Source organism: Neopusillimonas maritima (assembly GCF_003576595.1).
Taxonomy (GTDB): Bacteria; Pseudomonadota; Gammaproteobacteria; order Burkholderiales; family Burkholderiaceae_B; genus Neopusillimonas; species Neopusillimonas maritima.
In genome coordinates this window covers 575,656-591,904 of sequence record NZ_NQOU01000001.1, presented here as the reverse complement: position 1 = coordinate 591,904, position 16,249 = coordinate 575,656, and the positions used below count along the sequence as shown (strand labels likewise).

General features: G+C 57.1%; 18 protein-coding genes and 2 tRNA genes. 17 read left to right on the top strand and 3 right to left on the bottom strand.

Going from position 1 to position 16,249, the window contains the following annotated elements; all coding sequences use genetic code 11:
• Positions 1 to 41: 41 nt before the first annotated feature.
• Both CJO09_RS02920 and CJO09_RS02915 read left to right on the top strand, forming a co-directional pair.
• The gene (locus CJO09_RS02920; RefSeq protein WP_119440994.1) at positions 42 to 821 is read left to right on the top strand and encodes a cyclase family protein; all 780 of its coding nucleotides are present in this window, start codon (positions 42 to 44) and stop codon (positions 819 to 821) included.
• A 9-nt stretch (positions 822 to 830) separates the two neighbouring features.
• Entirely contained in the window at positions 831 to 2,417 is a 1,587-nt protein-coding gene (locus tag CJO09_RS02915) for a phytoene desaturase family protein (RefSeq protein WP_119440993.1), read from the top strand.
• 58 nt (positions 2,418 to 2,475) lie between these two features.
• On the opposite strand, the gene CJO09_RS02910 is transcribed toward CJO09_RS02915, so the two are convergent.
• Positions 2,476 to 2,757 (bottom strand): peptidylprolyl isomerase, encoded by a 282-nt coding sequence (locus tag CJO09_RS02910; protein WP_119440992.1) that lies wholly within the window; start codon positions 2,755 to 2,757, stop codon positions 2,476 to 2,478.
• Between the two features lie 103 nt (positions 2,758 to 2,860).
• Positions 2,861 to 2,950, bottom strand: a tRNA-Ser gene (locus CJO09_RS02905).
• 119 nt (positions 2,951 to 3,069) lie between these two features.
• Here CJO09_RS02905 and CJO09_RS02900 point away from each other — a divergent pair.
• The 5 genes from CJO09_RS02900 to CJO09_RS02880 all read left to right on the top strand — a co-directional run bounded on the left by CJO09_RS02900 (position 3,070) and on the right by CJO09_RS02880 (position 6,074).
• On the top strand, positions 3,070 to 4,047 hold the full coding sequence (locus tag CJO09_RS02900) for an NAD(P)H-quinone oxidoreductase (RefSeq protein WP_119440991.1): 978 nt from the start codon (positions 3,070 to 3,072) through the stop codon (positions 4,045 to 4,047).
• A gap of 70 nt (positions 4,048 to 4,117) precedes the next feature.
• Entirely contained in the window at positions 4,118 to 4,861 is a 744-nt protein-coding gene (tpiA, locus tag CJO09_RS02895; RefSeq protein ID WP_119440990.1) for a triose-phosphate isomerase, read from the top strand.
• A gap of 20 nt (positions 4,862 to 4,881) precedes the next feature.
• A complete protein-coding gene (secG, locus tag CJO09_RS02890; protein WP_119440989.1) occupies positions 4,882 to 5,349 on the top strand; it encodes a preprotein translocase subunit SecG in 468 nt (155 codons plus the stop codon).
• Between the two features lie 48 nt (positions 5,350 to 5,397).
• Positions 5,398 to 5,482, top strand: a tRNA-Leu gene (locus CJO09_RS02885).
• Between the two features lie 187 nt (positions 5,483 to 5,669).
• Positions 5,670 to 6,074 carry an Arm DNA-binding domain-containing protein gene (locus CJO09_RS02880; RefSeq protein WP_119440988.1) on the top strand — a complete coding sequence of 135 codons (405 nt, stop codon included), beginning with the start codon at positions 5,670 to 5,672 and terminating at the stop codon, positions 6,072 to 6,074.
• Here CJO09_RS02880 and CJO09_RS02875 read toward each other — a convergent pair.
• A complete protein-coding gene (locus CJO09_RS02875) occupies positions 6,049 to 7,128 on the bottom strand; it encodes an IS110 family RNA-guided transposase (RefSeq protein ID WP_119440987.1) in 1,080 nt (359 codons plus the stop codon). The two genes, CJO09_RS02880 and CJO09_RS02875, sit on opposite strands and share 26 nt — an antisense overlap.
• Positions 7,129 to 7,429: 301 nt before the next feature.
• On the opposite strand from CJO09_RS02875, the gene CJO09_RS02870 reads away from it, so the two are divergent.
• From CJO09_RS02870 to CJO09_RS02820, 10 genes are all read left to right on the top strand, one after another.
• Entirely contained in the window at positions 7,430 to 7,924 is a 495-nt protein-coding gene (locus CJO09_RS02870) for a multicopper oxidase domain-containing protein (protein ID WP_218961019.1), read from the top strand.
• Positions 7,921 to 8,670 (top strand): copper resistance protein B, encoded by a 750-nt coding sequence (locus CJO09_RS02865; RefSeq protein WP_119440986.1) that lies wholly within the window; start codon positions 7,921 to 7,923, stop codon positions 8,668 to 8,670. The genes CJO09_RS02870 and CJO09_RS02865 overlap by 4 nt, the downstream gene beginning before the upstream one ends.
• Positions 8,671 to 8,789: 119 nt before the next feature.
• Complete coding sequence (locus CJO09_RS02860; protein ID WP_119440985.1) at positions 8,790 to 10,130, top strand: APC family permease; 1,341 nt, start codon at positions 8,790 to 8,792, stop codon at positions 10,128 to 10,130.
• 30 nt (positions 10,131 to 10,160) lie between these two features.
• Positions 10,161 to 10,388, top strand: coding sequence for a hypothetical protein (locus CJO09_RS02855; protein ID WP_119440984.1), 228 nt, complete (start codon positions 10,161 to 10,163; stop codon positions 10,386 to 10,388).
• Positions 10,389 to 10,391: 3 nt separating this feature from the next.
• A complete protein-coding gene (locus tag CJO09_RS02850) occupies positions 10,392 to 10,754 on the top strand; it encodes an NADH-quinone oxidoreductase subunit A (protein WP_119440983.1) in 363 nt (120 codons plus the stop codon).
• On the top strand, positions 10,751 to 12,613 hold the full coding sequence (locus CJO09_RS15675; RefSeq protein ID WP_218961018.1) for a heavy metal-binding domain-containing protein: 1,863 nt from the start codon (positions 10,751 to 10,753) through the stop codon (positions 12,611 to 12,613). The genes CJO09_RS02850 and CJO09_RS15675 overlap by 4 nt, the downstream gene beginning before the upstream one ends.
• Positions 12,610 to 13,506 carry a complex I subunit 1/NuoH family protein gene (locus CJO09_RS02835; RefSeq protein WP_119440982.1) on the top strand — a complete coding sequence of 299 codons (897 nt, stop codon included), beginning with the start codon at positions 12,610 to 12,612 and terminating at the stop codon, positions 13,504 to 13,506. The genes CJO09_RS15675 and CJO09_RS02835 overlap by 4 nt, the downstream gene beginning before the upstream one ends.
• Positions 13,506 to 14,042, top strand: coding sequence for an NADH-quinone oxidoreductase subunit J family protein (locus tag CJO09_RS02830; protein ID WP_119440981.1), 537 nt, complete (start codon positions 13,506 to 13,508; stop codon positions 14,040 to 14,042). Before CJO09_RS02835 ends, CJO09_RS02830 begins: the two co-directional genes overlap by 1 nt.
• Positions 14,039 to 14,350 carry an NADH-quinone oxidoreductase subunit NuoK gene (gene nuoK, locus CJO09_RS02825; protein WP_119440980.1) on the top strand — a complete coding sequence of 104 codons (312 nt, stop codon included), beginning with the start codon at positions 14,039 to 14,041 and terminating at the stop codon, positions 14,348 to 14,350. The genes CJO09_RS02830 and nuoK overlap by 4 nt, the downstream gene beginning before the upstream one ends.
• A complete protein-coding gene (locus tag CJO09_RS02820) occupies positions 14,347 to 16,245 on the top strand; it encodes an NADH-quinone oxidoreductase subunit 5 family protein (RefSeq protein ID WP_074210964.1) in 1,899 nt (632 codons plus the stop codon). Before nuoK ends, CJO09_RS02820 begins: the two co-directional genes overlap by 4 nt.
• Positions 16,246 to 16,249: the final 4 nt, after the last annotated feature.

Here is a 16,249-nt window from a genome sequence, read left to right as displayed (position 1 = left end):
TTGTCGTTTAGATAATTGAGGTTTCAACTAAAGGAGAGAGTATGAGTACCGCTACAAATAATCTTGAGCAACTGGCTACCGGCAATTTCAAGGTGGTTGATCTTACCCACACTTTGTCGTCAGATTTTCCTGCCTTGCAATTGCCGCCGCAATTCGGCCAGGTCACGGCATTCAAAATGGAGACAATCTCTCAGTACAACGATGCCGGGCCGGCCTGGTACTGGAACAACTTTACCTGTGGCGAACACACGGGTACGCACTTCGATGCGCCGATTCACTGGGTTACCGGTAAAGATCACCCCAACAACACAGTTGATTCCATCGATCCCAAGAATTTTATTGCGCCTGCAGTGGTCGTTGATGCAACGGCCCAGGTTGCGGAAAACGAAGATTGGGTGCTTACTGTTGATTATTTAAAGCAATGGGAAGATAAGCACGGCAAGATTCCCAAAGGCTGTTGGGTAATTTTTCGCACAGGTTGGGCTGACCGCCTCGAGAAAGATCCGGCTTCCTACGCCAACGTTAAGGAAGACGGCGCGCACACCCCTGGGCCTTCGCAAGAAGCCGTGGAGTGGATGATTAAAGAGCGCGATGTGTTGGGTTTCGGTGTCGAAACCATTAACACCGATGCGGGTCAGTCGTTCGGTTGGCCCATGCCGTATCCTTGTCACACACTCATGCATGGCGCCAACAAATACGGTTTGCAATGCCTGAATAATCTTGATCAGTTGCCGCCGACAGGGGCCATTATTGTGGCTGCACCGTTGAAGATCAAAGGGGGGTCGGGTAGCCCGTTGCGTGTGTTGGCACTGGTACCTTAAGGTCAAATTATGAGTAATCAAGCCCAGATCATTGTGGTGGGTGGCGGCATGAATTCGTTGTCGTGCGCCGCTCTTTTAGCCAAACGGGGAAAGTCGGTTTTAGTGCTAGAGCGTAACGATCGGCTCGGTGGCTGTATTCGCACCGAAACGCTGTTCCCCGGCTTCACGCACGAGGTGTTGTCGTCGTGGTATCCGCTTTTCATGGGCGGCGGCGCGTATGCCGAGTTGAAAGATGATCTGGCTGCGTTGGGTGTTGAGTTCGTGGCCAACGAGTACACCACGGGCATCGCCACACCCGACGGTCAGTTGTTGGCCTTAAAGCAGGATATCGAAGACAGCGTAAAGCGCATTAATGCCATTGCGCCGGGCGACGGAGACGCGTTCGGCGCAATGGCGGCCAAACTGTTCGAGCAAGACGCCGCACTGACATTCGGTTTGCTGGGTCACTCGCCCTACAGTGGTAAGGTAATGCGTTTGTTCTTTTCTGAATGGCGTAAGCGAGGGCTCGACGGTTTGTTGCAATTTACGTCGGAATCGGTGGAGTCATTCCGGCGTTGGTCGTATCGCGAGCTGAATTCCGATATTACCCGTGCCATGATGAGCCCCTGGGTGCTGCATTCGGGCTTGGGTCCCGACGATGCCGGTGCCGCCTTAATGGGCAAACTTACCTTCGCCGCGGTTGTTGCCGGCGGCATGCCGGTGGTGAAAGGCGGCGGCCAGCGTTTGGTAGAGGCCCTGCAAACCTTTATTGAGCAGCGGGGCGGGCAGGTTTTAACCGGCACAGAGGTTGAGTCGGTTACCGTAAGCGGTTCAAGGGCGACCGGCGTGGTGGCCAACGGTCAAGCATATCAGGCCAGTGAGGCGGTGGTTTGCAATGTGACGCCACCCCAGCTGTATGAGCGGTTGCTGCCAAATGTGCCTCAGAAACTGACTCAGCGGGCCAAAGGCTATCATTTTGGACGCGGCTGTATGCAGGTGCATTTTGCCTTGAACGGGCCTGCGCCTTGGCGTGATCCTGAAATGTTGAAAGTGCCTTTGGTGCACTTAACCGAAAGCATGGAGAACGTAGCGCTGTCTGTGGTGGAAGCCAATAATGGTTTGTTGCCGCGCTTGCCCACCATTGCCATTGGCCAGCCCGTTGCGGTTGATGCCGGCCGGGCACCGGAAGGTAAATGGATTCTATGGCTGCAACTGCAAGACATGCCTTCGCGGCTGAAGGGCGACGCTGCGGGTGAAATTCAGGTGCCGTCCGACGGGCGCTGGAATGAAACCGTGCGCGAGGCCATGGCCGATCGAATTCAAAAGCGTATTGAAACGGTGTTGCCTGGGCTGGGCGACTTAATTATTGGTCGTAAGACGTTTTCGCCTGGCGATTTGGAAGCCATGAACTGCAATTTGGTGGGCGGTGATCCTTATTCCGGCGTATGTTCGCCCGATCAATTCTTTTGGTTGCGGCCGTTTGCGGGCAGCTCCGGCGCGCGCGGGCATCGTACACCATACAAGAATGTGTATCACATTGGCGCCTCTACCCATCCCGGGCCAGGTTTGGGGGGTGGTTCCGGGCAAATTGTGGCCGATATACTGGCGCGCAAATAAGGCCCGGAAAGTCAGCCTGGTACCACCTGCCCCGCGCGGTATCCGGCAGTCGTGCTAATTAGTCTTGACGGCCGGTGACTTCAACCAGATGAAAACCAAACTGCGTTTTGACGGGGCCTTGAACGACGCCGACAGGTGCGCTGAATACGACCTCGTCGAATTCCCGCACCATTTGACCTCTGCCGAAGGTGCCGAGGTTGCCGCCATCGTTCGACGAAGGGCAGCGCGAGTTCTCTTTGGCAACCTGGGCAAAATCGGCGCCATTTTCAATAGATGTTTTAAGCTCGAGACAGCGGTCTTCGGTGTCAACAAGAATGTGGCGGGCTGAGGCTTGGGTCATGTAGAGCTCCTTTTAAATTAGGCTTTCCATTATAAATGGCACGTCAAATGCAGATAAGGTAGATAAAAAAGCCCCTGATCATCAGGGGCTTGATTTATTTATTTGGCGGAAGCGGTGAGATTCGAACTCACGGAGGGCGCAAACCCTCGCTGGTTTTCAAGACCAGTGCATTCAACCGCTCTGCCACGCTTCCTGAAAATGGTCTAATTACGCGTTGGTGCTAGGCTTGCTACTACTACTGTAAGCTTAACTTGCCAATGCAAGCCCGCTAGTTTAGCCTATGCGCTTTGAATTGTCCAAGGAGTACTTGTCATGAAAGTGGTGGAAATTACCCAAGCGGGCGGGCCTGAAGTGCTGGTGCCTGCCGAGCGCCCCATGCCGGTGCCCAATGAAAACGAAGTGTTGCTGAGGGTGATTTCGGCGGGGGTAAACCGGCCGGATGCTTTGCAGCGCGCAGGTAATTATCCGCCGCCTCCCGGTGCTTCTGACATTCCAGGCCTTGAGGTTGTAGGTGAAATTGTCGACGGTAATGTCGGCGACAGCGGCTTTGCCAAGGGTGACAAAGTTTGCGCTTTAATTACCGGTGGCGGTTACGCGGAATATTGCGTCGCACCGATCGATCAGTGCCTGCCGATTCCCAAAGGTTTGTCCGATATCGAGGCGGCGGGTTTGCCTGAAACGTATTTCACGGTTTGGAGCAATGTGTTCGATCGCGGGCGCCTGGCAAAAGGGGAGTCGTTGCTGGTTCATGGCGGAGCCAGTGGTATTGGCACGACGGCCATTCAACTTGCCGTAGCCATGGGTAACCCTGTTTATGCCACAGCGGGAAGTGATGAACGCGTGCAGGCAGTTGAAAAACTGGGCGCCGCCAAAGGGATTAATTACAAAACACAGGATTTCGTTGAAGAGATTCGTGCCCTGACCGATGGCAAAGGGGTGAATGTCATTCTGGATATGGTGGCGGGCGATTACATTAACCGCGACTTGAAATGTTTGGCTGATGATGGGCGAATCGTGATTATTGCCTTATTGGGTGGCGTGAAGGGTACGCTGGATTTCGGCCAGATTTTACGTCGCCGTTTAACGGTAACGGGGTCAACCTTGCGTCCGCGTTCGGTTAGTTTCAAGGCGGAAGTGGCGCACTCGTTGCGTGAACATGTATGGCCGTTACTTGAAGCCGGCAAGATTAAGCCTATTGTTCATGCTACTTTCCCGCTTGAAGAGGCCGCCAAGGCACATGCCATGATGGAAGCGGGCGAGCAAATCGGTAAAATTATTCTCACGGTTTAACCGCGACAGGCTCAACGAGATCGAATAAATCACGCTACAATAGCGGGTTTATTCGATCCCGGCTTTACTCATGACTACCTCGCAAGCGCGTCAACGTTTGGTTATTGGCAATTGGAAAATGAACGGCAGCCTGGCCGACAACGTCGAGTTGCTGGAAGCGCTGCGCGCCGGTGCCGACGTTAGTGCGGATGTGGCGGTATGTGTGCCGTTCCCCTATCTGGCCCAGGCCCAGGCTTTGTTGGAAACCAGTAAGGTGTCCTGGGGCGCCCAAGATGTGAGCGTGCACGCATCGGGTGCCTACACGGGTGAAGTCAGTACAGCCATGTTGAGCGACTTCAATTGCCGCTGGGTGCTGGTTGGCCATTCCGAGCGTCGCAGCTATCATGGTGAGTCAAGTGAGTTGGTGGCACAAAAAGCACAAGCTGCCCTGCAGGCGGGTTTGGTTCCGGTTGTTTGTATTGGGGAAACCCTGCAAGAGCAAGAGGCGGGTGAAACGGCCGATGTTATTGCGGCTCAGTTAAAGCCGGTTTTGGCGTTGGGCCCACAAGCGGTGGCGAAAATGGTTATTGCTTACGAACCGGTTTGGGCTATTGGCACCGGGCGTACGGCAACACCCGAGCAGGCACAGGAAGTGCATGCGCTGATCCGCGCGGCGTTGCGCGAACTGGGCGCAGAGCAGGTGCAGGTTTTGTATGGCGGCAGTGTTAAGGCTGCCAACGCGGCAAGTTTGTTTGCCATGCCGGATATCGATGGCGCGCTGGTGGGTGGCGCATCGTTGGTGGCGGAAGAATTTTTACGTATAGCGGCGGCCTAAGGGCCCGGAGTAATTTCAAAATGGAATGGTTGTCTTCTTTTCTTCTGGCGATTCAGGTAATTTCCTCGCTAAGCATTATTGTGTTGGTGCTGTTGCAGCAAGGTAAAGGCGCCGACATGGGGGCCGCTTTCGGTAGTGGTTCGGCCGGCAGTGTCTTTGGCGCAACGGGAGCGGCGAACTTTTTGTCGCGCATGACCAAATGGGCGGCGGTTATTTTCTTTGCCTCAACAATCGGCCTGGCCTGGGTGTCGCACCGTACGGGCGACTCCATTCTCGACTCGGGTATCATGCAGGGCTATGAAGAAGAGGCGCCGGTGGAAGGTCCTGCGGTTCCTCAAGCGCCGGGTGCCGGTTCCGAAGTGCCTGCCACAGGCTCTGAAGTTCCCGGCATGGGTTCCCAGGTACCTGCAACGCCCAACGCCGGAACAGACGGCACGTCGTCTGCCGAGGTGCCTGAGGTACCCGCTTCTAACGCAGCAACAGAATAAATTGTTAAAAGCATGCTAAAATAGCGTGCTTTGCTAACAAGCAATTTAGCCGACGTGGTGGAATTGGTAGACACGCTATCTTGAGGGGGTAGTGGCGAGAGCTGTGCGAGTTCGAGTCTCGCCGTCGGCACCAAGATTCAAAATCAGACTGTTTCATAACGACTGATAAAGTACCTGAAACCCGCATAAGCATTAGCTTCATGCGGGTTTTTTGCGTTCAGGGTGTCTCATAGGGTTTCAGTAAATGCCGGGTTTTTGGGTACTCGTTTGGGTACTTATAATGCAGGTACCCAAATCATGCCCAATGTGAGATTAAATCGATGCCTAAGCTTGCTCAACAACTGACGGAACTGGCGGCCAGTAAGGCGAAGCCACGTAAAACAGCATATGCCCTCGCCTCGGGCCAGGGCTTGTTCCTCCTCGTACTGCCAAGCGGCGTCAAGCAATGGCAAGTCAGGTATCGTGAGCCGGAAGGTCGGCGAGGTAAGAAAGTCGTCGGTATCTATCCTGACATGGGTATCGCAGCAGCGCATCAAACGGCTGCGCAATTGCATCAGCGAATTCGTATGGGTGAATCTGCTGTAGGCCTATACGACCATCTCAGGATGGAGCGCGAAACGCTGACGCTTGCAGAGACTCAGCAACAGCAAGAAACGGAGGACGCTCGGAAGCATTCTTTTACTGACGCCCTTCTAATTGTCAAGCCGCTATTTGTACCTGATTAATCGCTTGGTTGCGGCTTCGCAAAATATAAAACACCTCTCGTGCAATGTAGCGTTTCAAACATCGTAAGGCTTCCAATTTGGATAGGCCTTGCCCGGTGCGCTTCACCACATATTCCTGCGTCCTCGGGTCCAAGCGCAATCGGCCAATGGCGATGATGTGCAAGGCGCTATTGGCCGCTCGGTCACCGCCCCGGTTGAGACGATGACGCTGCGTCATGCCGGACGATGCCGGGATAGGGCTCACACCGCACAGTGCGGCGAAGCTCGCTTCAGAGCGTAAACGTGCCGGGTTATCGCCCGCCGTAATCAGCAACTGCGAGGCGGACTCATACCCTACGCCTTGACGAGCGACGAGCTCCGGTGCCAGATCGTCCACGATCGCCTTGATCATGACATCCAAGTCTGCGATTTCATCGTGCAGTTCGAGATAACGACGGGCGAGCGATTTGAACGCAATCCGGTATGCCGTCGTGACGTCTCGATAGCCACTCAGGTCAGGGCGCCAAGCTGCCAATGTTCGGAGGAGCTGCATTCGTGTCATCTTACGCAGTGGTTCGCGCAGCTCGTCTGGAGTGGAGATAATTTGCATTTGAATCATTTGCAAAGCAATGCGGCGGGCCGCAATAGCGGTTTTGCGGCACACTTTTAAAACACGCAAGGATTCAATCATGCCATCGCGTGTCTTGGGCGTGACGGTACGTCGACCTGCGTAGGCGGCATGAGCCGCATTTTCTGCATCGATCGTGTCATCCTTGCCACGCTTGCGACGCACAGATTTATCGGGTGCGGTCACTTCAAGAACGGTAATGCCCGCCTGCTGTAAATAACGCAGCAAACCGGCACCGTAGGTACCAGTACATTCGACGCCGACCCGACTGAGTGTGCCATAGGAACGCATCCATGCGAGCATGGTTTTATAGCCATGTCGGGTCGTGGGAAAGCTGGCGCTACCCAGCAGACGATCATGGTGGTCAACAATGGCGGCAACGTGCAACTCCTTATGGGTGTCCACCCCACCGACAACGGTAGAACTGTTATCAACTTGCAAACTCATGGAAGGCCTCCAGGCAATTAATGCTGATGGGCTTACCACAGTCGATTGCGCGGACATGACAGTAAAGAGATAGACGTTCAGGCCCTTCTTGGGTCACAAGCATCGATGAGGTAAGACCTCACCGTCAGGTCTCCCGGCGCACCGACAGGTCCAGGGAAAGACAGGTCAGCGACGTCGATCAGAGTGCGGGTCAGGTGCTCCGGAAGGCCTTTCGGTACCAGGTGTGTCGAGGATAGCTAATCCAGCAACATCTGGCACCCACAGTATTACTGACCCCTTCTACGCGAAGGGCAGTGGTCTGATGCCAACGGCGTCTAATGGCGGCAAGTTCCTGTCCTACGCAGACTTGAAGGCGCAGGACCCGCGGTACGAACTTCGAGAGCCGACGCGGGAAATCGAGCTCCGCCTGACCGGTAACATGGAACGCTACATTTGGAGCATAAACGGCGTTAAGTACGAAGACGCGGATCCTATTCGACTGCAATATGGTGAGCGTGTTCGCTTCAAGTTTGTGAATGAGACGATGATGACACACCCCATGCACCTGCACGGTATGTGGTCGATACTTGATGTTGGCGCAGGTCAGTGGAACCCGATCAAGCATACGGTCAGCGTGCAGCCTGGAACTACGGTTTATATGGAAACTGAGGTAGATGAACCTGGGCAGTGGGCCTTCCACTGTCATCTGTCTTACCACGCTTCAGCGGGCATGTTCAGAAAAGTGATCGTTGAGGGCGGCCCTGATTCGACGCAGGCAAAGGCAGACGCTAAGTACGAAGAAGGAAGTGACGCATGAGTTGTACCCGATCTTTGATAACTATCAGCCTGCTTGGTTCGATCATTTTCCCGACTACGTTGGTAGCACAAGAAATGATCTCTGACACCACCGCCCGTAAGAAACCACTGACAACATGGGGTATTCAGTTCGAGGAGTTTGAGTACCGCTACAGCGACGATGATGAGGAGTTGGGAGTCTGGAATGCGGACGCTTTCTATGGCACTGATGACCTGAAAGTCCGGTTGCTTACAACAGGCGAATACGAGATTGAAGAGCAGGCCTTCGAGACGCTGGAAAACCAGTTGGTTGGGCAGATTCCTATTTCCGACTTCTTTGACGCCAAGGCGGGTGTTCGATTCGACACGCCTGAGGGGCCAAACCGTACCTACGCAGTTCTGGGCGTTGCCGGGCTGGCACCGCAATGGTTCGAGATTGATGCCAACCTCTATCTCAGCGATGAGGGCGACACATCTGCCGAACTGGATGCCGAATACGAGTTGCTTTTGACCAATTACTGTATACTTTCGGCAACGCTGGATGCCACTGTGGCGTTCAGTGAGGATCGGGAAATCGGAGTTGGTAAAGGACTGGCTTCCACTGAAACCGGCCTGCGGCTGGGCTATGACCTGATCGATCGTTCCTTCTCACCCTACGTTGGTGTGGTGCATGAGCGAAAGTACGGCGATACCGCTGACTTTGCCGAAGCCGGAGGCGGAAGTGCGGAAGACTGGTTCGCCGTGATCGGCGCCCGCATCGCTTTCTGATCCGTCTCTAAACGGGCTGGGGTATTTCCCTCGCCCGTTTTGTTTCTTATTTAATGTATTTGCACTCAATTTAAATGTTTAGCCATGGTACTCTAGCTATGAAAGGACAGGAGGTCCAAATGAGCAGGGAGCAGGACAGAAATACCCAGTATAAGAAAGGCAGTCTCACCCTGTCGGGAACCGTCATGCTGGGTACCGGTGTCATGATCGGCGCCGGTATTTTTGCCCTGACCGGGCAGATGGCGCAGATGACGGGTGCGCTTTTCCCGCTGGCGTTTCTCGCGGCGGCCCTGGTCGCCAGTTTCAGCGCCTATTCCTATATCAAGATCTCCAATACCTGGCCGTCTGCGGGTGGCATTGGTATGTACCTGCACAAAGCCTACGGCAACCGCCTGCCAACCGCGTTCAATGCGCTACTGATGTATTTTTCCATGGTGATCGCCCAGAGTTTTCTGGCCCGGACCTTCGGCTCCTACACCATGCAGCTGTTTGGTGGCGATGAAAGCGGGCGCATGGTGCCTGTTCTCGGGGTGTCACTGATCATTGCCGCGTTTCTGATTAACCTGCTTGGCAACCGGATGGTTGAGGGTGTGGCCTCCGTCATTGGCATTCTGAAGATCGGGGGTATTCTGATTTTCGGAGTTGTAGGTATCTGGGTCGCTGACAGCGTCTCGGTGGATTTCTCCAGCCCGGAAGAAGCCGGAACCATGGGCAACTTCCTGGGTGCGACGGCGCTGGGAATCCTGGCCTTCAAGGGCTTCACGACGATTACCAATAGTGGTGCGGAAGTAAAAGACCCCAAACGCAACGTAGGGCGTGCCATTGTTATTTCCATCGCGGCCTGCGTGGTGATTTATACCCTGGTCGGTTTTGCTGTCTCCAGCAATCTGTCACTGGCTGAAATCATCGAAACCCGGGACTATTCTCTTGCCGCAGCCGCGCGACCGGCGCTTGGGCAGTACGCCGTGTGGTTCACCATTGCCATCGCGATGATGGCCACTGCCGGAGGCATTCTTGCCAGCATTTTCGCTGTATCGCGCATGTTGGCCATGCTCTCCGAAATGAAACTGGTCCCGCACAGCCACTTCGGCATGCCAGGCAGCATCCAGAAACACACGCTGGTCTACACTGTGGTTCTGGGGGTGATACTGACCGCCTTTTTTGATCTTTCACGCATTGCGGCGCTGGGTATCGTGTTCTACCTGATTATGGACATTGCGATCCACTGGGGCGTTCTTCGGTATTTGCGTGCAGATGTGAACGCCAGGGCATGGGTGCCAACCATGGCCATCCTGCTGGATCTGCTGGCACTCGGCGGGTTTGTCTGGGTCAAACTGAATACCGATCCCTTTGTCATCGGGGTTGCCGTTGTCACCATGATTGTTATTGCAGTGGCGGAACAGATCTTCCTTAAAAAGTCCGGAGAAGCTGCAGGCTCAGGCCATGAACACCATCACTAGTCATAAATATCAGATACGGAGGATAAGCACATGATGGAAGGCAATATGTATGGTCACACAATGTGGGGAGGGCACTGGCTGTGGATGCTGGTTTTCGCAATCGTGGCCATTATTCCGGCCTGGCGTATATGCCAGCGTATTGGGTATCCGGGTGCACTGGGGCTGCTGATAGTAATTCCTTTAGTGAACCTTTTCCTGCTTTATTTTCTTGCGTTCAGTGAGTGGCAGGCTAACTGGAACGGAAAGTCCGGAGAATAGAACATGAGCCTTCTGGAGCAATACGCCCTGTTGCTGGCGCTGGCAATCGGCATTGTTGGCAGCGTTTTCTGTCTGTATACGCTCGCCCGCGCGATAGGCCCGACACGTAAGGAGTCGGGCAAGGATGTGCCGGCGAGTTCCGGAGTCTTGTCTCGGGATCCGGTGTGGGGGCGCTATCACGCCCGGTACTACGGTTACGCGTTGCTGTTTCTGGCCTTCGATATGGAGATGGCTTTCATGTACCCGTGGGCAGTTGTGTACAAGGAAGTGGGAATGGTTGCGTTGCTTGATATGGGCGTGTTTCTGGCCATTCTGTTTCTTGGCCTGCTTTACGGATGGAGCCAAGGGGCTTTCAGGCGGCAATGAGTTCTGATCCGGCAATAAACGCAACGGGCGCACGGCAGAAGCGGCCGTCATTTTTGCACAAGCTGGTTTCCCGGGCACTGGCCCGTAACCTGAGTTGCCTGGTCGTTCCCGGTCCGGAGGTTGCGCTGGCACATGGTCTGGACGTACCCGCTGCAGGCTTGCTCATCAGCACCACGCCGCGCGATGCCAGCGTACTCCTGATCGTCGGTGAGCTGTCAGAAAAAATGGGCGATGCTGTGGCCGTGCTCTACGCCCAGATGCCACGGCCGCGAGCCATTCTCATGGTAGGTGGGCAGACACCATCAACTTTACCCGGTGCCGATATTTCCGCAGGTCTGTCGCAAGAGAAGCTGACCGAAGCCGTAGGTAAACTACAGCGCGCATTTGTCGACGGTGCCTTTGCGGAATCGCCGGAGGATTTTGACGCCGATGTTCTGCATGCCAGAATCGAGTATGTCTGCCCCATGCACCCGGAGGTCGTTGAAGACGAGCCGGGCAGTTGCCCCAAATGCGGCATGGACCTGGTAGCGCGCGAAGCCGGGGAATCTACCCCTGAGGGCGGCCACGATCACGAGCACGACCATGCACAGGAAAATACCGGGACCGAATATACCTGTCCCATGCACCCGGAGATCGTCCGGGACGGGCCGGGCAGCTGCCCCAAGTGCGGGATGGATCTGGTAGTCCGTGAGGACGCTGAAGATGAGGGCGACTCCGAGGAGAGCTCTGGCCACGATCATGAGCATCACCACGATCATCAGCACCATCATGATCACGAACATCAACATGGCGAATCTGACGACCACTCAGAACATGAACATTCCGGGCATGATCAAGGTGAACACGATCACAGTGGACACGATCATGGTGCCTCGGGATTCATGTCGATGATTGAAGTCACTAAAGACCTGCCCCGCAGCGCCGACGGCCTGCAGATGGACTGGCTTGAGGTGCCATTCGGCCCGGTCTTTCCTGGCTTGCCCGGTGGTCTGAAGTTGACGCTGACGCTCGACGGCGATGGCGTAACCGAAGGGCGGGCGACCTCCCTGGTGGGTATGACCACTGAGGCCGAAGAGGTTGAAGGGAATGAAGAAAGCGAAGAAAGCGAACAGATAAATGCCGGGACCTTTATCGAGCATCTGGCCTCGGCAATGCCGCTGGCGCCGGTGAGCTACCGTCTGCTGGCATGTCTTGCGATCGAGCAAGGGGCTGGGCTGAATGACGATCAGGCGACCACTCAGGCCAGGAACAGCGGACTTGAGCGTGAGCGCATCGCTAGCCATCTGGGTTGGCTGGCTCAGCTGGGACGTCAGCTCGGATTCGCCTGGCTGACCCAGCGGACTTCCACTCTGCAACTGCAAGTCAGAGACGCTGATCGGAACAGGCTTGCTGAGCTGGAGCCAGCGCTGCGCGCATTGGGTACCCGTCTTGAAAGAACGCCTTTGCTCAAATCACGGCTGAAGGGTATCGGCCTACTACCACCGGAATCTTCTGCTCTGCGCGGCCCGGTAGCGCGTGCTGCGGATGAAGGCGGAGATGCCTGGGCACGTCTGTGGCAACGTCTGGCCGAAATTTCGGCCAGCCTCGAATTTATCAGGTCGAGCGGCGAGCCCGAGCTGGCATCCCTGCGCAACATTGGCGATGTGTCAGGAGCCGGTGAGGCAACCGTTGACACCCCGCGCGGCGAGGCCCGGTTAAGTCTGAAGCTGGAGCGTGGAAAGGTGAAGTCCTACAAACTGGACACTGCCTGTAGTCACCATATCGATCTGGTCCCGAAGCTTGTTGAGGGCCGGGAGCTGGGCGACGCGCTGCTGGCAGTCGGGTCACTGGACCTTTCGCCCTGGGAGGTAATCTCGTGACCGTCGTTATCGTCTTGCTCGCCTTGCTTGGCAGCGCCTGGCTGCTGGCCGTGATTGAGGGCTGGATCACAACGGGCCGCCTGAGTCCGGCCGCGCCACTATACAGCGGCCTGGCTCACCTCGGTCGTGAATCCATTGTACCGCGCTCGCCAGACAGGGTCTTTTTCGAGGCGGCGCCGGTGCTGCTATTGGTTGTGGCGGTGCTTGGTATGGCGGTCCTGCCGCTGGCGCCGGATCTGGTCATCGCAGACCTCGGCACCGGCGGGCTCTTCATCAATGCGGCCCTGGCCTATGTGCTGGTCGCGGTGATCATGGCGGGCTGGGGGCCGGATGGCGCCTACGCGATGATCGGCGGCTGGCGCTTTCTGGGCCAGCTTATTGCCTATTCCATGCTTATTGTCATGCCGATCACGGCCGTGGCCATGCGCGCTGAGTCTCTGGTGAACACTGCGATCGTTAGTTCCCAGGAGAGCCTGTGGAACATTGTCTACCAGCCCCTGGGCTTCGTGCTGTTCTTCATTGCCGCCATGGCGCTTGCGTTTCGCGCGCCATTCGATCTGCCCACCGCGGAGGGGGAGCTTGGCGGCGGTGTGGATGCCGAGTACACCGGCGTCCGCCTGGCAGTGTTGCGCCTGGCTCGCCTGACGCTGGTGGTTACCCTGGCCTCCGCGACCACGGTGTTCTACCTTGGTGGCTGGTACGGCCCGCTGCTGCCACCCTGGGCCTGGAGCCTGATCAAGACCCTGGCCGTGGCCGTGTCGATGCTGCTGGCCGGTCGCTACCTGCCACGCATTCGCGAGGCGGATCTGATGCGGTGGTGCTGGGTTCTCGGGATTCCCCTGGCGCTGGTTAATATCATTATTGTCGGTTTACTGATTCTGGTGGTTCCTTGATGTACGCACAGGCTTTTTTCGTTGCCGTTTTCGGGCTGGCTGCCATTGGCTTCGGCGTGGTGGTGTTTCGCACCTCGTCCATGATGCGTTCCGCACTGGCACTGCTGTTTTCGATGACCGCCGTCGGCTGCCTGTTCCTGGCGATGCAAACCGAATTCCTGGGCGTGCTGCAGATCATGATGATGGCCACCGAGATGAGCATCATGGCCATCTTCATGGTGATGTTCATGATGGATCCCGGCGGGCTTGGCGGTATGGATATGAGCCACCAGAAGCGCTTCTCGATAGGTGCCGGGGTGAGTGCCGCCGTTGTCGCCATCGCCGTTGCGCTGCTGTCCGACTGGGGCCCCGCAGCGGAGCAGGTGGTGGACGCGCAAGCGCAGACACGGGCGCTGGGCATGGAACTGCTCGGGCGCTCGATGATGATCTTTGAGACCGCCGGTATCACCATCCTGACCGCAATGATTGCCGCCACGGCGGTGGCAATACCTGTGAAAAACCTGGCGGGTAAAGACGACAAGGAGGCCTCGGAATGACCGTAGTTCTGATAGTAGCGCTTCTGACCGGCGCCATCCTGTTCGGTATCGGTATCTATGGCGCGCTGTCACAGACCAATCTGGTGATGATCATGATGGGCGTGGAGCTGATGCTGGCAGGCGCCATGGTGAATCTGGTGGCTTTCTGGCGCTTTCTGCATCCGGAAGCCTATTCCGGCCAGATGTTTGTGCTGGTGGTGATGACGGTTATGGCATTGGAGATGGCGGTCGGCTTTGGCGTTGCCATTGCGCGTTTCCGGGCCAAGGGCTCGGTCGAGATGGAAGAAGCGGAGGACCTGAAAGGATGAGTGCAGTACTTCTGCCGATACTGCCGCCGCTGATCGTCACCCTGGCCGTGTTGATACTGCGCCGTGGCAGCGCTGCGCTGGCCCTGGCTGGCGCGACGCTCAGCCTGGCAGGCGGTGTCCGGCTGCTGGCCGGAGCCCTTGACGGCCAGGCCGAAACCCTGCTTCTACCCGGGCTGCCGGACATGCCCTTGCGCCTGGTTTCGGGTCCGATGACGGCACTGCTGAGTGTGGCAGTGGCCACGGTCGGAACCTTCGTTCTGGTTTATGCCATCGGCTATATGAAGCGGGAGTCCGGCCAGGCGCGCTTTTATGCCGTAATGTCGCTGTTCCTGGCGGCGATGCAGGCGTTGGTGCTGGCTGGCGACTGGGTTCTGTTGTTGGCGGCTTGGGAACTCATCGGCCTCTGCAGTTACCTGCTGATCGGCTTCTGGTTCCAGCGGCCGGAAGCCGCAAACGCAGCCAGCCGTGCTTTTCTCTATACCCGCAGCGCCGATCTCGGGCTTTATGTGGCGATATTCATACTCATCGGGTCGTCGGGTACCAGTGAGATTGCCGCCTCTCTGGAAGCTGGCGGTAATGCCTCGACCGCCGCCGGGCTGCTGTTATTGCTGGCGGCCATGGGCAAGTCGGCCCAGGTTCCCCTGCAGGACTGGCTGATGCGCGCCATGGCCGGCCCGACACCGGTCTCGGCGCTGCTGCACTCGGCCACGCTGGTGGCGGCGGGCGCCATTCTGCTAATCCGGTCTGCGACGCTGCTGAGTCCTGAAGCGCTTTTCGCTATAGGGCTTGTGGGTGGTGTCACCACGGTGGCAGCCGGGGTCATTGCGCTGGCTGAACGTGATCTCAAACGCCTGCTGGCGGCTTCCACGGCCAGTCAGTACGGCCTGATGCTGATTGCTGTGGGCGCCGGGGTTCCGATGGCCGCGCTGTTGCACTTTCTCGCCCATGCTGCCATTAAAAGCACCCTGTTTCTTGCTGCCGGTGACTTTCAACATGCCCGCGAGGGTACCGCTTTTGATCAGTTGAAAGGCGTTGGCCGCGCCAGGCCCTGGGCCTTTGCCGGCTTTGCGCTGGCAGCGCTGGCACTGGCGGGCATTCCACCGCTGAGCGGGTTCTTTTCCAAGGATGCGGTAATTGCTGCCGCGCTGTCGGGGCAAGGCGCCGCCTGGCTCGGCCCTCTGGCCCTGGCGGGCACTCTACTTACCGGCGCCTATGTGGCCCGGGCTCTACGGGTGCTCTGGCAGAGCACGGGCGACAGCCGGTCGGTAGAAGGTACTGGCTGGATGCGCGCTGGCATCTGGGGGCTGGCAATTCCCGCCGCTGGCCTGGGTCTGGCCTTTGGTCCCCTGGAAACAATACTTGATCTGCCCGCTCCGGAAACCGCAGGTACCGTCGCCATAGTGCTCGGGCTGGTCGCCGCATTGGTCGGGCTGGCCCTGGGCTGGCTGGTGCCGGTCCAGCGCCTGCTTGGACCTGCCCATCAATGGGCAGAATCGGGTTTGGAAGTTGCGGGCGGGCTTACCGCCTGGATAGGCCGGCCCGCAATGGCTGTTGCCCGGGGCTGTGACCGTCTGGAGGATCATCTGTACGCGGCCGCGCTTGCCATTGGTCATACAGCTCTCAGCATTGCCCGTGGGGGCGAGCGACTGGAACAACGTTTGTATCTGGCCGTGCTTGGCGTCGGCCGCGCCAATCTGGCGGTGGGTCGCTGGGTTCGGGGCGGGGATGAGCGTGGTATAGACGGCCTGATCTTCGCCCTGGTGGCCGGTGTGCGGGACCTCGGCGCGCGGGCGAGAACCCTGCAAAGCGGCCTGATCCATCATAGCCTGGCGATCAGCGCCGTAGCCACCGCTGTGCTCCTGGCCATCCTGTTTTCAGCTTCACTGAGTGTCTAAAGGA

Coding starts and splice junctions, on each gene's coding strand:
- CJO09_RS15675 (WP_218961018.1), top strand. CDS start 10,751: ATGAGTTCTGATCCGGCAATAAACGCAACGGGCGCACGGCAGAAGCGG.
- CJO09_RS02920 (WP_119440994.1), top strand. CDS start 42: ATGAGTACCGCTACAAATAATCTTGAGCAACTGGCTACCGGCAATTTC.
- CJO09_RS02820 (WP_074210964.1), top strand. CDS start 14,347: ATGAGTGCAGTACTTCTGCCGATACTGCCGCCGCTGATCGTCACCCTG.
- CJO09_RS02830 (WP_119440981.1), top strand. CDS start 13,506: ATGTACGCACAGGCTTTTTTCGTTGCCGTTTTCGGGCTGGCTGCCATT.
- secG (WP_119440989.1), top strand. CDS start 4,882: ATGGAATGGTTGTCTTCTTTTCTTCTGGCGATTCAGGTAATTTCCTCG.
- CJO09_RS02855 (WP_119440984.1), top strand. CDS start 10,161: ATGATGGAAGGCAATATGTATGGTCACACAATGTGGGGAGGGCACTGG.
- CJO09_RS02900 (WP_119440991.1), top strand. CDS start 3,070: ATGAAAGTGGTGGAAATTACCCAAGCGGGCGGGCCTGAAGTGCTGGTG.
- CJO09_RS02860 (WP_119440985.1), top strand. CDS start 8,790: ATGAGCAGGGAGCAGGACAGAAATACCCAGTATAAGAAAGGCAGTCTC.
- CJO09_RS02915 (WP_119440993.1), top strand. CDS start 831: ATGAGTAATCAAGCCCAGATCATTGTGGTGGGTGGCGGCATGAATTCG.
- CJO09_RS02880 (WP_119440988.1), top strand. CDS start 5,670: ATGCCTAAGCTTGCTCAACAACTGACGGAACTGGCGGCCAGTAAGGCG.
- CJO09_RS02865 (WP_119440986.1), top strand. CDS start 7,921: ATGAGTTGTACCCGATCTTTGATAACTATCAGCCTGCTTGGTTCGATC.
- CJO09_RS02875 (WP_119440987.1), bottom strand. CDS start 7,128: ATGAGTTTGCAAGTTGATAACAGTTCTACCGTTGTCGGTGGGGTGGAC.
- nuoK (WP_119440980.1), top strand. CDS start 14,039: ATGACCGTAGTTCTGATAGTAGCGCTTCTGACCGGCGCCATCCTGTTC.
- CJO09_RS02870 (WP_218961019.1), top strand. CDS start 7,430: ATGCCAACGGCGTCTAATGGCGGCAAGTTCCTGTCCTACGCAGACTTG.
- tpiA (WP_119440990.1), top strand. CDS start 4,118: ATGACTACCTCGCAAGCGCGTCAACGTTTGGTTATTGGCAATTGGAAA.
- CJO09_RS02910 (WP_119440992.1), bottom strand. CDS start 2,757: ATGACCCAAGCCTCAGCCCGCCACATTCTTGTTGACACCGAAGACCGC.
- CJO09_RS02850 (WP_119440983.1), top strand. CDS start 10,392: ATGAGCCTTCTGGAGCAATACGCCCTGTTGCTGGCGCTGGCAATCGGC.